This is a genomic window from Pseudomonas sp. Yb2C2 (genome assembly GCF_052112325.1).
Lineage (GTDB): Bacteria > Pseudomonadota > Gammaproteobacteria > Pseudomonadales > Pseudomonadaceae > Aquipseudomonas > Aquipseudomonas marginalis.
The window spans coordinates 297348-312891 of record NZ_JAVAJK010000004.1 but is presented as its reverse complement, the minus strand read 5'-3'; the positions used below and the strand labels follow the sequence as shown (position 1 = coordinate 312891).

Here is a 15544-nt window from a genome sequence, read left to right as displayed (position 1 = left end):
CCATGGAACAAGTATCCCGTAAAACAACTGACCCTCGTAACGATGTGCGCACCCACCCCTCTGAGGGTGAAGCGGTTGTCAGCCATGCCTCAGCGCAAGTGCACACATCCGCGAAGGGCATCGATGAGCTTGCACATCTGTTTGGTCAGGAGGTGGAGCTCAACAGCCGGGCGCTGAGCGAACGGAAGATGGCGGTACGCGTGCTTCCGGCCGAGCAGCTTGCGCAACTTTATGATCAGTTGGGCCATCCGGCCAAGAAAACGCTGGCTTTCCTTTCACTGCTCTTCAGGCAGCAATTGCAGGACAGACCTACTGTCGAAAAATTGCTGAAGCTTGCGGACGGGGACCCGGCGCGCGCGTTCGTGGTGCTCAAGCATGTGGTGGCCAAGGCAGACAGCGAGGGCCGCCCGTCCGACACTACGTTGTTGGCGCGCGATGCAATTGCCAATCTTGAAGCTCGTTTCAAAGGGGAGATCCAGGCCGGCCTGAACATTGCCTTGGCATTGCAGTCAGCCGGGGTCGACCCGCAGGAGCGCCAGGCACTGCGTGTGCTCTACTATGCCAGTGTGGTCACGCGCCAGTCCCTGCCGACGATGATGCAGGCTTTGCTGGGTGTATACGGTGGTGAGCAGTTCCACGTCGGGCTCAAGGTGATGCGTAAGGCTTTGGCGGATGACATTGCGGCCGCGGTGTCGTCAATGCCCACACCCCTGTTGCGCACTTTGCTGATGGGCCTGCGGGACTGCGGGCAACTGAGCAGCGTATTGGGCGGTTGTCACACGCTGATCCAGCGCTTGAGTATTGAGCATAACGCCGTGAGCTTGTTGCAACGCCTGCTGGGGTACGCCGGTACCGGTATCGCGGTCGATGAATTGCTGCGCTTGGGGGACGAACTGGGAGGCGGTCCGCTTGACCGTCAACTGATGTCCCTCAATGCCCTTTACCCTCTGTTTCAGCAATTTCCCCTGGCATTGTGGTCCGAAAAGCGAATACGTCTGGAAACCCTGCAGATCCTGCTGACGGTGATCGATGAACTGGACCGCGCCTTGCGTGGACCCACACGGTATGCCGGTGAGCCGAGGCTGATGACGTGACCGCACTGTCGGCCATCAACCGTGGGTTGCTCAAAGTGGCACAACGCGCCGAGGTGCTGGGCGCTGTGGTGGTCATGGCCATCGTATTCATCTTTATCGTGCCGTTGCCCACCTGGCTGGTGGATATTCTGATCGCCCTCAATATCTGCATTTCGTGCCTGTTGATCGTGCTTGCGCTTTACCTGCCGGGCCCCCTGGCGTTTTCTTCGTTCCCCTCGATCCTGCTGTTGACCACCATGTTTCGACTGGCCCTGTCGATTGCAACCACGCGTCTGATCCTGCTGGAGCAAGACGCCGGCGATATCGTCGAGGCCTTCGGTAATTTCGTGGTGGGGGGCAACCTGGCGGTGGGGATGGTGATTTTCCTGATCCTGACCCTGGTTAACTTCCTGGTGATCACCAAGGGCTCCGAACGGGTTGCCGAGGTCGCGGCGCGGTTCAGCCTGGACGCCATGCCGGGCAAGCAGATGTCCATCGACAGCGACTTGCGTGCCGGCCTGATCGACGGCACGCAAGCGCGGGACAAGCGCGAGCAGTTGTCCCGTGAGAGCCAATTGTTCGGCGCGATGGATGGGGCGATGAAGTTCGTCAAGGGCGACGCTATCGCGGGGTTGATCATCGTCGTGGTCAACCTGTTGGGCGGCTTCTCTACGGGCATGTTCCAGCACGGCTTGAGCGCCGCTGATTCAATGGCGTTGTATTCGGTGCTGACTATCGGTGATGGCCTGATTGCACAGATTCCGGCGCTGCTGATCTCCCTGACCGCCGGCATGATCATCACCCGGGTGGCGCCGGAGGGGCGCAAGGGCATCAGTAACATGGGGGCCGAAATTGCCCGGCAAATGACCAGCGAGCCCAAGAGCTGGATAATCGCTTCGGTGGGCATGCTCGCCTTTGCGATAGTGCCCGGTATGCCGACCGGGGTATTTATCCTTATTTCGCTGATAACCGGCACATTGGGGTATTACCTGATGCGCCAGCGTCAGCGAGAGGCAGCGCCCGCGGCCGAAGCCTCCGAAGCCGTGCGTCCCGAAGAGAACGGAAAAGAGGACTTGCGCGGGTTCGATCCGTCGCGCCCCTACCTGTTGCAGTTTCCCCCGGTGTTGCGTGGGACGCCTGAGGTGACGGAGCTTATTCATGGGATTCGCCAGTCCCGAAATGCACTGGTTGCCAATATTGGCCTGACCCTGCCGCCCTTCGAAGTCGAACTCGATGACTCGCTGGCCGCCGACGAAATGCGTTTCTGTGTGCATGAAGTGCCGATGGTCAAGGCCTCGGTTGTCAACTATCTGGCCGTTGAGCGTAACGCCTTGACGGTCGAGCCCGAGCATGGAATACCCGGCCTGGCTGAGCGTGATGAACAGGACTGGGTCTGGCTGGCACCGGATGATCCACTGCTCGACGATCCGCAACTGGAGCGCTTCACCGCGACCAGTCTGATCATCGAACGCATGAAGCAGGCCATGATGCTCAGCGGCCCGCAGTTCCTGGGGATCCAGGAGAGCAAGTCGATCCTCAGCTGGCTGGAGCACAACCAGCCGGAACTGGTGCAGGAACTGCAGCGAATCATGCCGCTGTCGCGCTTTTCGTCGGTGTTGCAACGCCTGGCCAGCGAAGGGGTGCCGCTGCGGGCCGTACGGCTGATTGTCGAATCGCTGATCGAGTATGGCCAGCATGAGCGTGAACCGGAAGCATTGGCCGACTACGCGCGTATTGCGCTCAAGGCGCAGATTTTCCACCAGTACAGCGAGGCCGACGGCCTGCATGCCTGGCTGCTTTCACCGCATACGGAAAACATCCTGCGCGAGGCATTGCGACAGACCCAGACCGGGGTGTTTTTCGCGCTTGACGATGAGCACAGCGCTGCGTTGATCAGCCTGCTCAACCAGGCCTTTACCTTAAGGGCCAAGAGTAAAAGTGTGCTGTTGGTGGCGCAGGACCTGCGAAGTCCCTTGCGTACCTTGCTGCTGGAAGAGTTCAACCATGTCCCGGTGCTGTCGTTTGCCGAGTTGGGGAGCTCCTCCAAGGTCAAGGTGCTGGGGCGCATTGACCTGGGCCAGGACGAGCTGATGCGTGGTGCGGTGGCATGAGTATTCGGCCATGGCCAGCGTGGAGGTTGCGATGATGTTTGAGTTAAGGGTGCTTGATGGGCTGCGCCAGGGCGCTGCGTTGCCGTTATTTGGGGAGCGATGGAGTATTGGTGCGCACGCGGACGCTGACCTGATGTTGAACGATCCGGGAGTCGTCGAGCAGCATGCGTGCCTGCGGTTTATCGACGCCAACTGGTTGGTGCAGGCCGAAGCCGGACTGTTGCGAGACCCCGAAGGCCAGGTACTGGCGCAGATCGCCAAACTGGAACTGAACGTGCCGTTTACAGTGGGGGGGGTGCGGCTGTGCGTGACCTTGGCCGAGCAACCCTGGCCTCAACCCGCAGCCCCTGCGCCGGTAGTGCCGGTAGTGCCGCTAGCGGCCAATGTGCCTGCGCAGGCGATGACGTTATCGTCAATTTCGCCCTCCCAGCAAAGGCGCCTGATCAGCCTGGTGCTGGTGGTGACGGTAATCATTGTGGCAGTGGGCATGGTTTCCACTGGGGAGCGTGAGGCGCAGGCTTCGCTGATGCCGCCCGCGGTGCAGAAACAGGAATTGGCTTCGTCTTTTGAAGTCCGTCAGCAGTTGTTGAAGATGCTCAGCGAGCGTGAGTTGAGTCAGCGGGTCACCTTGCAAGTGATCAATGACCAGGTGGCGCTCAACGGAGAAGTCTCACAGGACGAGGTGGAGCTGGTAGCGCGCATGCTCAGCCGTTTTGGCGAGCAATTCGACAGCTCGGTGCCGGTGATCAGCCGTGTGCGTGTGCGCGACGGCACACTGCCATTCAGGATTGTGCAAATCGTTGGCGGGCCGAATGGTCACGTGGTCCTGGAAGAAGGCAGCCGACTGTTTGTGGGCGACGAAGTGGAAGGGCTGCGGCTGGTGCTGATCGACAACGGCAAAGTGGTTTTTGATGGTGCGCAGCGTTACGAGGTGCGCTGGTGAGTGCGGAACTGCAAGCTCGTCTGGACGCCTGGCAACAGCGTCAGGCCCAGTCACTGAGCACCTTTGCACCGGTGACGATGCGTGGCCGAATCCAGCGCGTCAACGGCATGCTGCTGCAGTGCCGGCTACCCCAGGCGCGTATCGGCGACTTGTGCCAGGTGGAAAAAAGTCCGGGCGACTACATGCTCGCCGAGATCATCGGCTTCGATCAGCAGGATGCGGTGCTCAGCGCCTTGGGTAATTTGGAAGGCGTGCGGGTAGGTGCTGGAGTGGAGCGCCTTGGGGTATCGCATCGAGTCCAGGTCAGCGAGGCCCTGTTGGGCCAGGTGCTGGATGGTTTCGGCCGGCCGATTACGGGGCAGGGCGTGAGTGCGTTTGTCGAGGCCGACTTACCGGATACCAGTGCGGTGTTGTGTGAAGCGCCGTTGCCCACCGAACGGCCGAGGATTAACCGTGCGCTGGCCACCGGCGTGCGTTCGATCGATGGCCTGATGACGATTGGCGAGGGGCAGCGTGTAGGCCTGTTCGCCGGGGCCGGTTGTGGCAAGACCACCCTGCTGGCCGAGATCGCGCGTAACGTCGAGTGCGATGTCATCGTGTTCGGCCTGATCGGCGAGCGGGGGCGGGAGCTGCGTGAATTTCTCGACCATGAGCTCGATGACCAGCTGCGCGCCAAGGCGGTACTGGTGTGCGCCACCTCCGATCGCTCCAGCATGGAGCGCGCCCGCGCCGCGTTCACGGCCACGGCATTGGCCGAAGGTTTTCGGCGCAAGGGGCAGCGGGTATTGCTGCTGATTGACTCCTTGACCCGTTTCGCCCGGGCCCAGCGTGAGATCGGCCTGGCTGCCGGCGAACCCTTGGGGCGCGGAGGTTTGCCTCCTTCGGTATACAGCCTGCTGCCACGGCTGGTGGAGCGTGCCGGGTTGACGCGTGACGGTGTGATCACCGCGATCTATACGGTGCTGATTGAGCAGGACTCCATGAACGATCCGGTGGCCGACGAAGTTCGCTCGCTGCTTGATGGGCATATCGTGCTGTCCCGCAAGCTTGCCGAGCGTGGGCACTACCCGGCGGTGGATGTGTTGGCAAGCCTTTCACGGATCTTGAGCAACGTCGCGGAGCCGGAGGACATCCAGGCGGGTACGGCATTGCGACGGTTGTTGTCGGCGTACCAACAGATCGAGCTGATGCTCAAGCTGGGAGAGTATCAACCCGGCAGCGATGCCCTGACCGATCTGGCGGTGGACAGCCGTCAGGCGGTCGACGGGTTCCTGCGCCAGGACTTGCGTGTGCCTACGCCGATGGTGGCGACGCTGGAGCAACTTAAGGATCTGACCGCCCATGTCCCATTCTGATGTGCTTCTCGGTGAAGTGGAGACGTTGCGGCGCCTGCGCAGGCACAGGGCTGACCGCGCTGAGCGCGCCCTGCGTGAGGCCAGGCGCGCCCAGCAGGCCCTGCTCGCACATATCCAGCAGGCTAAGGATGCGCTTGAGCAGACTCGGCAGGAGGAGGCCCGGCAAAGTGCTGAATTGCTCAGTCAGCATCAGGGTCAGGTGTTGAGCCTCAAGGCCTTGAAATCCTGGGGCGCGCAGGAGCGCTCCCTATCTGCCAGTACTCAGCGGGAGATAGGCCAGTTGGAGGCATTGCGGGGCCAGCAGGGGGAAAGCGAAAGTCGGGTTGGCAGCGCCCAGAAACACGTCACGGAGTGCCTGCGGCAGGTGGAAAAACTTCAGGAGTTATCCCTCTTACTGGCTCGGGAGCCGACATGACCCAGGTTTCAAATAAACCCACTGAGCGTCCGCGCCAGCGCGAGCCGCGGGAGGAGCGTGAGCCGGGGGCCACGACAGCCGTGTCCATGGAACTCGGGCGATTATTCACTCAATTTTTTACTGGAGACGATGGCGGCGCTGGTGCGGGGACTGCCTTATCGGGCAAACAGGCGTCCGCCGGTATAGCCCTGATCGAGGCGCTTGCCGAGCAACTGGCGCCTCGTGTGCAGGCTGCGTCGCAGTGGCCGTTGCAGGCGGTGCTGTACTTGCCTCGCCTGGGGCGGATCAACGCCAGCGTGCGCCGCGAGCAGGGCGCCTGGACGATTGAGCTGGAGGCAGAGCAGGACGCTACGGCGCGCTGGCTTTGCGGTGTACGCCAACAGTGCGAGGGTCGATTCGCGGGAGCGCTGGGGCTGCCGGTGAACTTGCTTATGCCCAGCGTCGGTTGCGCATGCTGATGCCGGCGCTGACCTTTCCCTTGATTAATAGCGATACGGTTGCCGCGCGCCGTCGATTGGGGCGCGGCCTGCGCCTGCGGTTCACGGTGGCCGGGCAGGCCGGCGAGTTGCTGATTGAGCCCGGGCGTGCCCCAGCTGGCGGCAAGGCTTTGTGCTTTGAGACGGTGTGTGGCGTGCTGGCGCTTGTAGAAGCAGGGCCGTTGCTCAGTCTGCTGGGTGAGTGCCCGGTGACCCTGTCCCAGGTTGGCAACGATCCGGACTCCTGGTTCTGGGCCTTGTACCAGTACCACATGAGTCCCCAGGTGCGGGCGCTGCTGGGTTATGTGCGCTTGCTGGAAACGGATCGACCCAAGGGGTTTGGCTGCCGGCTCAGTGTGACCCAGGGGGCGTCCCGGGTTGAAGGCTACCTATGGTTGACCCCCCAAAGTTTCCTGGCCTTGTGTGAGGCAGGGCCTTGGCGCGCCACTGCGGCAGCTTTGCCGACGCCGTTTCAACTGGCAATCGCCGTGACCCTGGGCCGCGTGCAGTTACCGATTGCGCAGGTGCGCGGCCTGCGTACCGGTGATGTGCTGGTGCTCGGCCCGTATTTTTTTTCCGCCCAAGGCAGCGGCTACGTGCAGGTTGGCAGGCAACGTTTGCATGGCCGCATTGACGATGACACCGGGCCGTTGTGCCTGACGCTTACTTCTATCGAGGACTCGTCTGTGGACGAAAATTTTGCAGCGCCCCATTACTCGGAGCATGAGGATGATGAACCGGTCGTGGATGTATTTGGCCACGAACCATTCGATGAGTTGAGCATGGCGCTGAATGTGCGTTGTGGAACGCTGAACCTTACCTTGGGCGAACTGCGTAACCTCGCGCCCGGTTCGGTGTTGGGCATTAGCGGTTACGCTCCCGGCATGGCCGGCCTGTATTACGGCGATCGGCCGATTGGCCAGGGGCAGTTGGTGGAAGTCGATGGGCGCCTGGGGTTGCAGTTGTCTCGCGTGATGTTCGGCCGATGAGTTTGCAGGGGATAGACCCCCTCATTCTGGCGGTATTCCTGGGGGCATTATCGCTGATGCCCATGCTGCTGATCGTCTGCACATCGTTCTTGAAGATCGTCATCGTGCTGATGATCACCCGCAACGCCATCGGTGTGCAGCAGGTACCGCCCAGCATGGCCATCAATGGCATCGCGTTGGCGGCCACGCTGTTCATCATGGCACCAGTGGGTTATGAGATCGCCGAGAGCGTCAAGGCATCGCCCCTGGACATGAGTAACGTGCAAACGTTTCTGCAGACGGGCAATGAGGCCATCACACCGTTACGCGCATTCATGCTGCGCAATGTGGACCCGGATATATTGACGCACCTGCTGGAAAACACCACGCGCCTCTGGCCTCCACAAATGGCGCAGGAGGTGCAACGCGAAGATCTGATCCTGGTGATTCCGGCTTTCGTGTTGTCCCAGCTGCAGGCAGGGTTCGAGATCGGCTTCTTGATCTATATCCCCTTCATCGTGATCGACCTGATTGTTTCCAACCTGCTGCTGGCGCTGGGCATGCAGATGGTCTCGCCGATGACCATTTCCCTGCCGCTCAAATTGCTGTTGTTCGTGTTGGTGTCGGGTTGGTCACGGTTGCTCGACAGCTTGTTCCTTTCCTATCTCTGAGTGGCGTATGGACCCGATTGTGCTGTTCAAGCAGGGCATGTTGCTGGTGGTGGTGCTGTCGGCACCGCCATTGATTGTAGCGGTGGTGGTGGGGGTGCTGGTGTCTCTGGTGCAAGCATTGATGCAGATACAGGACCAGACGCTGCCTTTTGGCATCAAGCTGGTGGCGGTAGGGGTTACGTTGATCCTGACGGGGCGCTGGATTGGCGTGGAGTTGATCCAACTGATCAACTTGACCTTCGAAATGATTGGCCGCTCGGCCCGGAACTGAGGCCTCACCCGTGTTGGCTTATCTTGATTTCCTTCCCAGTCTGATTATCGGCATGGCGCGAATCTACCCGTGCGGAATACTCGTGGCGGCGTTCTGTTTCCAGCATATACGCGGCATGCTCCGGCACATCCTTGTAATGGTCATGGCGCTGATGCCCGCGCCGGGTATTCATGCTGCGTTGACGGAGCATGATTACTCAGCGTTTGTGCTCGCTGCATTGGCGCTCAAGGAGTTGGCGCTGGGGGTGCTGCTGGGGATGTTGCTTGCGATGCCGTTCTGGCTGTTCGAGTCGGTGGGGGCTTTGCTCGATAACCAGCGCGGAGCCCTGGCCGGTGGTCAGCTCAATCCTTCACTGGGGCCGGATGCGACGCCGATAGGGCATTTGTTCAAGCAATTGGCGATTTTTCTATTGATGGTCACCCTGGGGTTAGGCGCGTTGACTCAGGTGATCTGGGACAGTTACCTGATTTGGCCACCCACCGTATGGTTCCCACTCCCGGCGCCTGATGGCATGAGCGTATTTGTCAGCCTGCTGGGCGACACGTTCACCCATATGATGCTCTACGCTGCTCCCTTTATCGCGGTGCTGCTGTTGCTGGAGTTCGGCATCGCACTGCTGGGGGTCTACAGTCAGCAGCTACAGGTGAGTACGCTGGCGCCACCGGTCAAGTGCCTGGCGGGGATCGGTATTCTGCTGTTGTATTTTGCGCTGCTGCAGGACTTGATCGTGGGGAGTATGAGCCAGCTGAGTGACCTGAAGCACTCGCTGGGCCTTTTATTCAAGGCTCCGATGCCATGAGTGACTCGGGGGAAAAAAAGCACCCGGCGTCAGCCAAGAAGCTGCGTGACCAGCGCCAGAAAGGCCAGGTCGCTCAAAGTCAGGATGTGGCCAAGTTGATGGTGCTGGCGGCCATCAGCGAGATCGCCTTGTTCACCGCCGATACCAGCTTGCAACGTTTCCAGCAATTGATGGTGTTGCCGATCTCACGCCTGGACCAGCCCTTTGTACGGGCGTTGGAAGAAGTGCTGATTGAAGGCCTGGTGGTGTTCTTCTCATTCGGCCTGCTGATGGCCGGTGTGGCGATTGCTATGAAGCTGATCGCCAGTTGGATGCAGTTCGGATTGCTGTTTGCACCCGAGGCTCTGAAGCTCGATTTCAATCGCCTCAACCCGATCAGCCAATTTAAACAATTCTTTTCTGCCCAGTCGCTGATGAATCTGTTGATGAGCATCGCCAAGGCGTTTCTTTTGGGGCTGATCGTATTCCTGGTGGTCTGGCCCTCTCTTGGGACGTTGATCAACCTGGCCAACAGCGATCTGCAAAGTTACCTCCTGGCATTGATCGCCCTGTTCCGCTATCTGCTGCATGCCTGTCTTGCATTGTTACTGGTACTGGCGGTTATCGATTTCACCTTGCAGAAGCACTTCTTCGCCAAGCGCATGCGCATGACCCAGGTCGAGGTCGTCAAAGAGTACAAGGATATGGAAGGCGACCCGCATGTGAAGGGCCAGCGCCGTGCGCTGGCGCAGCAATTGGCCCAGGAGGAACCGAAGGTCAAGCTGCCAAAGCTGGAGGAAGCCGACATGCTGGTGGTCAACCCGACCCACTTTGCTGTCGCCCTGTATTACCGCCCGGGCAAGACGCCGCTTCCGCTGCTGGTCAGCAAAGGTACGGATGCCGTCGCCCGCCAGTTGATTGCGCAGGCGAAGGCCGCCGAGGTGCCGGTCATCCAATGCGTATGGCTGGCGCGCTTGCTCTATACCAAAGCGTTGGGAGCAAGCATTCCCCGCGAATCCTTGCAGGCTGTGGCACTGATCTATCGCACCTTGCGTGAGCTTGATGATGAAGCCAAGCGCGAAACGCTGGAATTGCCTGAGTTGGAACGTCGCTGATCAGCAGGTGGAGCGTGTGTCCAGGGCTTGGAGATTGGCCAGGGAAAGCACCCGGCTGAGGATTCCGTCGAGCGCATCGTTTGCAGCCGGCAGCGCGTGCCAGATTACCAAGGCATCCTGCGCGTCCAGGTAGATAAAACAACCATCGAACACCACGGCAAGCTCAAAGCGCCGCTCCAATACCTGCTGCAACTGCCCTGCCTGTAATGCTGAACGAGCGACGTGCAAGGCCATGCCCGGGCGTTTGCCGGCGTGCAGTGCACATGCTTTGATACCGGGAGCGAGCATCAGGTGAGCGGCAGCGCCACTCACCAGATTGTCCAGAAATACCTGGCGTTGATTGTCGGGCATTTCCTGGCGGCTCATCGTTCCAGCGAGATAGTCTGGTAATCCGCACGTTCCCCGGCGGGACCAGGCTCGGCACGCATCTGCGGTGGCCACCAGATCACCATCTTGTCCTTGCTCGATTGTGGGCGTGAGCAGGAGTCGCCCTTGCAGGTGGGCGTGCAGCCGGCGACAAGCAGTGCCGTTGCGATCAGGGTGACGCACAATAAGCGGTGTTTCATGGCGTGGCCTTCTGAGCAGGAGTAATCAAGGAGGGGCGGGGCACGCTGAGGTGTTCGTCCTTCACCACCGGGCGCATGGCGATAAACACCTCGGCTTCTTCACCCGGCTTGAGCCAGGCGCGCGGCCACACGCTGACGGCCAGGGTCTGCGAGTTGCTGCATTCCTTTTCGTCGATACGCACGTGGCGTTTGACCTGGTTGCGCAGGACCACTACCGCCACGTTGTAGTCCGGTCCCGCATACCATTGGCTGCGTTCGGTGTTCAGCGCGAGCAAGTCGCGGGTGCTGCACAAACTGTCCAGCCCCAGGGGCATTGGTGCCGCCTTGAAGGCCTTGGGCACTTTCCCGCTGACCATGTGCGCCAGGGTACTGATGATGTCGCTGCGCTTGATTACCGGCTGGTGAGGGCTGTAGCGCCGCGCCAACGGTGCGAGGGCTGCCTGCAATTCGACCTGGTCGGCCTGGGGCAGGTAGCGCGACGGATCGGCCTGGTCACCGATGACGCGCGGGGTGAGGATGAACAGGCGTTCACGTCGATTGTTCTGCCGTTCTGTCGAGGAAAACAGCGCCTTGCCCAGTAGCGGGATATCACCCAATAGGGGGACTTTGTTGCGCTTGTCGCTGCTTTCGGTGACGTGGAAACCACCGACCACCAGTGAGCGTTTTTCCGCCATGACGGCCTGGGTGCTGACCTTGCCTCGGCGTACATCGAGGTTGCCGGGAGTGGGGTTGGTTTCGTTGAAATTGCCATCTTCGATATCCACCGCCAAATGGATCTGGTGGCTGCCACGGCTGGTGATGACACGGGGGACCACCTGGAAGCTGGTGCCCACGGTGACCGGTAAAATGGTTGCATTCTCCCGGCCGGGGGTCAGGTACTGGGTGCGGTTGAAGTCGATGACCGCCGGTTGGTTTTCCAGGGTGAGCACCGAGGGGTTGGAGACCATGCTTGCCAGCCCCTTGGCTTCCAGCGCGCGTATATCTGCGTAGAAGCGCTCACGGTTCTCAATCGACACCTGCGAAGAGGTGCCCGGTGCCATATTGACGCCGCCACGGAATCGGCTGTTCTGAAACCCCCAGTTCACCCCGAACTCTCGCAATTGCGTGCGCTCGATATCGAGAATGATCGCGTCGATTTCCACCAGTTTGCGCGCGACATCGAGTTGAGTGATCAACTCTCGATACATGCCCTGCCGCTCAGGCAGGTCATAGATCAGCACAGCGTTATTGCGTACATCGGCTTCGACGCGAACCCTGCTGGGTGAGACCGGGGCTCGCGAGGTGAGTGTCGGGAGCGGATCCAACGGCCCGGTGTTGACGTTTGTACCCAGCATCTGCCCCAGTAAGGGGTTGCTCAATCGGGGAATGTTCGGTACGAGCGGCGCAGGCTGTGACGGGGAGGGTTGGTTCAGACTGTTGAGGGTCGAATTGGAACGCGGCTCCAGCAATCCACGCAGAATGCTGGCCACCCCCGGAATAGTGAGCTTCTCGCCGCGGTAATCCACTTGACGATCCGTCGCATTGGCGAATTTAAGCGGGAAACTCAGCACGCTCTGCTTTTCATCCGGAGAGCGGCGCTGGGTACTGAACTGTTTGATCTGCTCGATATAGCGTCGAGGGCCCGAAACCAGTACCACGCCGTCTTCGGGCAACTCGCCCCAACCGAAACGGCTATCGAGCAGGCCAATATCGGTGAGCGCTTGCTTAAGGTCGGCAATGGTCTCGGAAGAAACCTCCAGGCGCGCCGAGTCTTGCTGGTCCAGCGTGCTGATATAGAGGGTGTTGTTGTACAGGTACCACTGGAAACGGTGTTCTACCCCCGGACGGTCGAGCATCGACTGCGGGGTATTGGCGCGAATCTTGCCATTTACGTTGCCTTCCAGCAGGCCCTCGACATGTAGTTGTGTCCCAAAGGTCTGGGCGAAATCCTCCAGCACTTCCCGGAGGGGCTTATGTTCAGCTTCATAAGCGTAGGCGGTGTTTTTCCACTCGGGGGGGATGGCCGCCAGTGTGTTCCCTGCTGGGATCAGCAGCCAGGAAAGCAGGATAGCGTTACGCCAGGGAAATCCCTTGGGCGAAGCACGGCGTAAGCGACTGTGCTCGTGGTTCTTGTTATGCATTGCCGGTTCTCTGGTTAGTACGACAGTGAGCGTAGTGAGGTGGGTTTGAGGTTTTGGGGGTGGCGAGCAAGGCGCGCGACTGTGGCGCGCCAGGTGTCGCGTTGGTTCAGCAGGGCTTCAAGGTAGCCGAGTACGTATGCCTCTCCCTGCCCACCTGGCAGTTTCTGGATCAGCCACAGCTCACCGCTGTCCGCTTTTTGAGCCAGTGCGCCATGGAAGTGATTCAGGCTGGCAGCGCCCAGGCGCATCCAGCGCTGCGAGGTGGCGGTGTCTGGGCGAGTCAAGGTCAGTTGAACACTCAGCACCAAAGCGCCTCCCTGACGATTCAGCATGATTTCGTCATCGCCCTCAAACAAACGGAGTTGTTCTTTGCCGCTGATTAACCAATCACGGACTAACGCTTGCATATTATTGGAAACTTTCAAAAGTGCTTTTGAGCAACATATGCGAAACACGCGTATGTTCCAGATATGCCATCTGGGACAGGGTGCTCTTTACTGCAAGCTCATAAAATAACTTTGCATCAGCCTGCTCTTGAGATGTGAGGGTATGGAGCTTTTTATAAAGTCTATGGGCATTTTTGGCGTTTTTAGAAAGCTCCTCTGGAAGGTTGTTGAAAATACTCATTAGTTACCCTCTTTATTATGTGGAGGTGCATGGATTAATAAGGTTTTGTCAAGGCTCGTTGTCGGCGATGCAAAGCGGATGCAATTAAATGTCTATCCGGTAGTCTCTCCCATGATTGAAAAAGGCATCGAGCATTGAATTCCAGCTGATACGGAAATCACCCTCGTCGGTTTTCAATACAAGTGTCTGAGCAGGGATTGTTTCGTCGTGGTGAAGCTTCCAGAGCGTGGCTTTGTGATGGGCGAGATACTGTTTTACCTCCTCAAAGTCCTGGGGGTGACAGAGAAGCGCCGCGTCGATCTCCTGAATCTGGTCCGCCAGCAATTGCTTCAGCAGGGCTGACAGCCGCTGAGGGGCTACCGTTTCGCCAAGCAGGCGTCTAATTGCTTGGTTGGTGATCGATGTTGCGTACTCCTCCAGGTTGTCACACATCGCTTGACGGTCACGTTCCCAGCGTTTGAATTGGGCGTCTGCGCGTTGCCAGACATCCAGGGACGCCTTTTCCAGCAGAAGTTCGCACTGTCTCTCTGTCTGGTTTATCAGTTCATCGGCCTGTGCCTTGGCGTGGCTGATGAGCTGGTTGGCGTGCTCCCAGTTTGCAAGTTCCTCCCGGGGGATCAGGCAACGTGACAATCCCGCAGCATCCTTGGGCAATTCAACGGTGTATCGACATAACATCTCTGTCTTCCTTACGCGTTCGAGTCAAGGGACAGAGGGGCGTTCGCCGATGTCGTCACGCGCCAGACTACGGCTTGCCAGAGCGTGTTCAGTCGGCTGCTTGAGTTTTCGAGTGAGATATTACTTTTCTCAACCGCACATACGCGGTTACGGGGGAACCGCAATCGAAGGCGCTGCCACGTATCGGGTTCTATCCAGCTGGAAAGCAATTGCAGCGGATCAGCATCGGGCGACAGCATGGTAGGGGGCAACGCCTTGGACAAACGCATGCACCACAGATGCTGACTTTCGCTCAACGGCGGTGCGGCCTCGGGATTGAACGTGCCGTGAACCAGTGTCAGCGCCAGGTTGAGTTGCTCCGTTGATGCGAGGGCCAGGCGAAGTACGGTGGGGTGGGGGGCCGGAGGCAAGCACGCGGCAATGCTTGTGAGACCATCCGGGGCGGAACGTCTGCTGTGATAAAGCACGCTAATTGAAGTGTACTTGTCACCTCTCCAGTCCTCGTGAGCGTGCTCCCAGGGAAACGCCCACCATTCAGCCCAGGCCAGGCGTTCACTCATTGAATGATCGAATCTAGGCGTCATGAGCTGGGCCAATTGGTTCCTGCGCTACTTGCGGCCCTCGCAGAAGAGGCTGACGTCGATTGAGCAGGAACAGTGTACCGGCCACGGATGACAACACGCCGAGAAGTGCCGCGATAACGCTGCCTCGCCAAAAACCGAGATCATCGCTGGGCACCAGGAACGGGCCGAAATACACCAGCCGTTGCTGCTCCTGATAAGTGGCAGCAGGCACAAAGATCACGCTGAGTTTCTGCAGGTTATCCACGGCTGTGGTCATGCCTGGAATGCTGCTCGCTACCATCCTGCGAACGCGTGCGCGGATATTATCGGGGTCCAGGCGTGGGTCATGCTTAATGAAGACTGATGCGGATGCGGGCTGGACCGGTTCCCCTGGCGCGATGCGTTCCGGCAATACCACGTGTACCCGGGCAATAATCACCCCGTCAATGTTGGACAAGGTGGCTTCTAGCTCTTGGGACAAGGCATAGATGTAGCGTGCCCGTTCTTCCAGTGGGGTAGAAATAACCCCTTCCTTGCGAAAGGTATCGCCCAGCGTCGTCCGCGCCATTCTAGGTAGCCCTGCGGCTTCCAATGTACGTACGGCGCGTCCAATATCGGTGGCGTTGACCGCCACGACGACACCGTCTTTGGCCGGGATTTTTTGGGCGCGAATATGTTTATCTGCCAATTCCGCGACCACCTCATTGGCTTCTTGCTCAGAAAGTTGCCGATGAAGTTCAACGCGGTCGCTGCAACCGTTTAACGTGCATACAAGAATAAAAAGCAGGGCGGCGGGCAGGGATTTAATCATGTT

General features: G+C 59.4%; 19 protein-coding genes. 11 read left to right on the top strand and 8 right to left on the bottom strand.

Annotation, left to right across the window (positions count from 1 at the left end):
* Window positions 1–2: 2 nt before the first annotated feature.
* Genes sctW through sctU form a run of 11 tightly spaced genes read left to right on the top strand, consistent with a single transcriptional unit; the run spans window position 3 to window position 10176 of the window.
* On the top strand, window positions 3–1094 hold the full coding sequence (gene sctW, locus Q8X51_RS07785) for a type III secretion system gatekeeper subunit SctW (protein WP_162844253.1): 1092 nt from the start codon (window positions 3–5) through the stop codon (window positions 1092–1094).
* Window positions 1091–3184 (top strand): type III secretion system export apparatus subunit SctV, encoded by a 2094-nt coding sequence (gene sctV, locus Q8X51_RS07780; RefSeq protein WP_027606910.1) that lies wholly within the window; start codon window positions 1091–1093, stop codon window positions 3182–3184. The genes sctW and sctV overlap by 4 nt, the downstream gene beginning before the upstream one ends.
* Before the next feature lie 34 nt (window positions 3185–3218).
* Window positions 3219–4127, top strand: a complete 909-nt coding sequence (locus Q8X51_RS07775) for an FHA domain-containing protein (protein ID WP_065924106.1) — start codon at window positions 3219–3221, stop codon at window positions 4125–4127.
* Window positions 4124–5482: a FliI/YscN family ATPase gene (locus tag Q8X51_RS07770; RefSeq protein ID WP_027606908.1), complete on the top strand. Its 1359-nt coding sequence runs from the start codon at window positions 4124–4126 to the stop codon at window positions 5480–5482. The genes Q8X51_RS07775 and Q8X51_RS07770 overlap by 4 nt, the downstream gene beginning before the upstream one ends.
* Window positions 5469–5897 carry a type III secretion system stalk subunit SctO gene (gene sctO, locus Q8X51_RS07765; RefSeq protein ID WP_065924016.1) on the top strand — a complete coding sequence of 143 codons (429 nt, stop codon included), beginning with the start codon at window positions 5469–5471 and terminating at the stop codon, window positions 5895–5897. The genes Q8X51_RS07770 and sctO overlap by 14 nt, the downstream gene beginning before the upstream one ends.
* A complete protein-coding gene (locus Q8X51_RS07760) occupies window positions 5894–6355 on the top strand; it encodes a type III secretion system HrpP C-terminal domain-containing protein (protein WP_065924017.1) in 462 nt (153 codons plus the stop codon). Before sctO ends, Q8X51_RS07760 begins: the two co-directional genes overlap by 4 nt.
* Window positions 6349–7362, top strand: a complete 1014-nt coding sequence (locus Q8X51_RS07755) for a FliM/FliN family flagellar motor switch protein (protein ID WP_407693093.1) — start codon at window positions 6349–6351, stop codon at window positions 7360–7362. Before Q8X51_RS07760 ends, Q8X51_RS07755 begins: the two co-directional genes overlap by 7 nt.
* Window positions 7359–8012 (top strand): type III secretion system export apparatus subunit SctR, encoded by a 654-nt coding sequence (gene sctR, locus Q8X51_RS07750; protein WP_065924019.1) that lies wholly within the window; start codon window positions 7359–7361, stop codon window positions 8010–8012. The genes Q8X51_RS07755 and sctR overlap by 4 nt, the downstream gene beginning before the upstream one ends.
* Before the next feature lie 7 nt (window positions 8013–8019).
* Window positions 8020–8283, top strand: a complete 264-nt coding sequence (sctS, locus tag Q8X51_RS07745; RefSeq protein ID WP_027606903.1) for a type III secretion system export apparatus subunit SctS — start codon at window positions 8020–8022, stop codon at window positions 8281–8283.
* A gap of 10 nt (window positions 8284–8293) precedes the next feature.
* Window positions 8294–9082 carry a type III secretion system export apparatus subunit SctT gene (sctT, locus tag Q8X51_RS07740; protein WP_074843638.1) on the top strand — a complete coding sequence of 263 codons (789 nt, stop codon included), beginning with the start codon at window positions 8294–8296 and terminating at the stop codon, window positions 9080–9082.
* Window positions 9079–10176 (top strand): type III secretion system export apparatus subunit SctU, encoded by a 1098-nt coding sequence (gene sctU / locus Q8X51_RS07735; protein ID WP_065924021.1) that lies wholly within the window; start codon window positions 9079–9081, stop codon window positions 10174–10176. The genes sctT and sctU overlap by 4 nt, the downstream gene beginning before the upstream one ends.
* On the opposite strand, the gene Q8X51_RS07730 is transcribed toward sctU, so the two are convergent.
* The 8 genes from Q8X51_RS07730 to sctJ all read right to left on the bottom strand — a co-directional run bounded on the left by Q8X51_RS07730 (window position 10177) and on the right by sctJ (window position 15541).
* Window positions 10177–10527 carry a transcriptional regulator gene (locus Q8X51_RS07730; protein WP_074845112.1) on the bottom strand — a complete coding sequence of 117 codons (351 nt, stop codon included), beginning with the start codon at window positions 10525–10527 and terminating at the stop codon, window positions 10177–10179.
* A gap of 11 nt (window positions 10528–10538) precedes the next feature.
* Entirely contained in the window at window positions 10539–10742 is a 204-nt protein-coding gene (gene hrpT, locus Q8X51_RS07725; protein ID WP_065924022.1) for an HrpT family type III secretion system protein, read from the bottom strand.
* Window positions 10739–12862 carry a type III secretion system outer membrane ring subunit SctC gene (gene sctC, locus Q8X51_RS07720; protein ID WP_407693095.1) on the bottom strand — a complete coding sequence of 708 codons (2124 nt, stop codon included), beginning with the start codon at window positions 12860–12862 and terminating at the stop codon, window positions 10739–10741. The genes hrpT and sctC overlap by 4 nt, the downstream gene beginning before the upstream one ends.
* Before the next feature lie 14 nt (window positions 12863–12876).
* Window positions 12877–13269: a type III secretion protein gene (locus Q8X51_RS07715; RefSeq protein WP_407693096.1), complete on the bottom strand. Its 393-nt coding sequence runs from the start codon at window positions 13267–13269 to the stop codon at window positions 12877–12879.
* Window position 13270: 1 nt separating this feature from the next.
* Complete coding sequence (locus Q8X51_RS07710; protein WP_065924025.1) at window positions 13271–13489, bottom strand: hypothetical protein; 219 nt, start codon at window positions 13487–13489, stop codon at window positions 13271–13273.
* 84 nt (window positions 13490–13573) lie between these two features.
* Window positions 13574–14167 carry a type III secretion system stator protein SctL gene (gene sctL, locus Q8X51_RS07705; protein WP_065924026.1) on the bottom strand — a complete coding sequence of 198 codons (594 nt, stop codon included), beginning with the start codon at window positions 14165–14167 and terminating at the stop codon, window positions 13574–13576.
* A gap of 11 nt (window positions 14168–14178) precedes the next feature.
* A complete protein-coding gene (locus tag Q8X51_RS07700) occupies window positions 14179–14727 on the bottom strand; it encodes a type III secretion protein (RefSeq protein ID WP_065948507.1) in 549 nt (182 codons plus the stop codon).
* Window positions 14728–14740: 13 nt separating this feature from the next.
* On the bottom strand, window positions 14741–15541 hold the full coding sequence (sctJ, locus tag Q8X51_RS07695; protein WP_065924027.1) for a type III secretion system inner membrane ring lipoprotein SctJ: 801 nt from the start codon (window positions 15539–15541) through the stop codon (window positions 14741–14743).
* Window positions 15542–15544 lie beyond the last annotated feature (3 nt).

Bases quoted from the DNA above. Each gene is read 5' to 3' on its own strand.
- sctW (WP_162844253.1), top strand. From the start codon at position 3: ATGGAACAAGTATCCCGTAAAACAACTGACCCTCGTAACGATGTGCGC.
- Q8X51_RS07775 (WP_065924106.1), top strand. From the start codon at position 3,219: ATGTTTGAGTTAAGGGTGCTTGATGGGCTGCGCCAGGGCGCTGCGTTG.
- sctO (WP_065924016.1), top strand. From the start codon at position 5,469: ATGTCCCATTCTGATGTGCTTCTCGGTGAAGTGGAGACGTTGCGGCGC.
- Q8X51_RS07760 (WP_065924017.1), top strand. From the start codon at position 5,894: ATGACCCAGGTTTCAAATAAACCCACTGAGCGTCCGCGCCAGCGCGAG.
- Q8X51_RS07755 (WP_407693093.1), top strand. From the start codon at position 6,349: ATGCTGATGCCGGCGCTGACCTTTCCCTTGATTAATAGCGATACGGTT.
- sctR (WP_065924019.1), top strand. From the start codon at position 7,359: ATGAGTTTGCAGGGGATAGACCCCCTCATTCTGGCGGTATTCCTGGGG.
- sctS (WP_027606903.1), top strand. From the start codon at position 8,020: ATGGACCCGATTGTGCTGTTCAAGCAGGGCATGTTGCTGGTGGTGGTG.
- sctU (WP_065924021.1), top strand. From the start codon at position 9,079: ATGAGTGACTCGGGGGAAAAAAAGCACCCGGCGTCAGCCAAGAAGCTG.
- Q8X51_RS07730 (WP_074845112.1), bottom strand. From the start codon at position 10,527: ATGCCCGACAATCAACGCCAGGTATTTCTGGACAATCTGGTGAGTGGC.
- hrpT (WP_065924022.1), bottom strand. From the start codon at position 10,742: ATGAAACACCGCTTATTGTGCGTCACCCTGATCGCAACGGCACTGCTT.
- sctC (WP_407693095.1), bottom strand. From the start codon at position 12,862: ATGCATAACAAGAACCACGAGCACAGTCGCTTACGCCGTGCTTCGCCC.
- Q8X51_RS07715 (WP_407693096.1), bottom strand. From the start codon at position 13,269: ATGCAAGCGTTAGTCCGTGATTGGTTAATCAGCGGCAAAGAACAACTC.
- Q8X51_RS07710 (WP_065924025.1), bottom strand. From the start codon at position 13,489: ATGAGTATTTTCAACAACCTTCCAGAGGAGCTTTCTAAAAACGCCAAA.
- sctL (WP_065924026.1), bottom strand. From the start codon at position 14,167: ATGTTATGTCGATACACCGTTGAATTGCCCAAGGATGCTGCGGGATTG.
- Q8X51_RS07700 (WP_065948507.1), bottom strand. From the start codon at position 14,727: ATGAGTGAACGCCTGGCCTGGGCTGAATGGTGGGCGTTTCCCTGGGAG.
- sctJ (WP_065924027.1), bottom strand. From the start codon at position 15,541: ATGATTAAATCCCTGCCCGCCGCCCTGCTTTTTATTCTTGTATGCACG.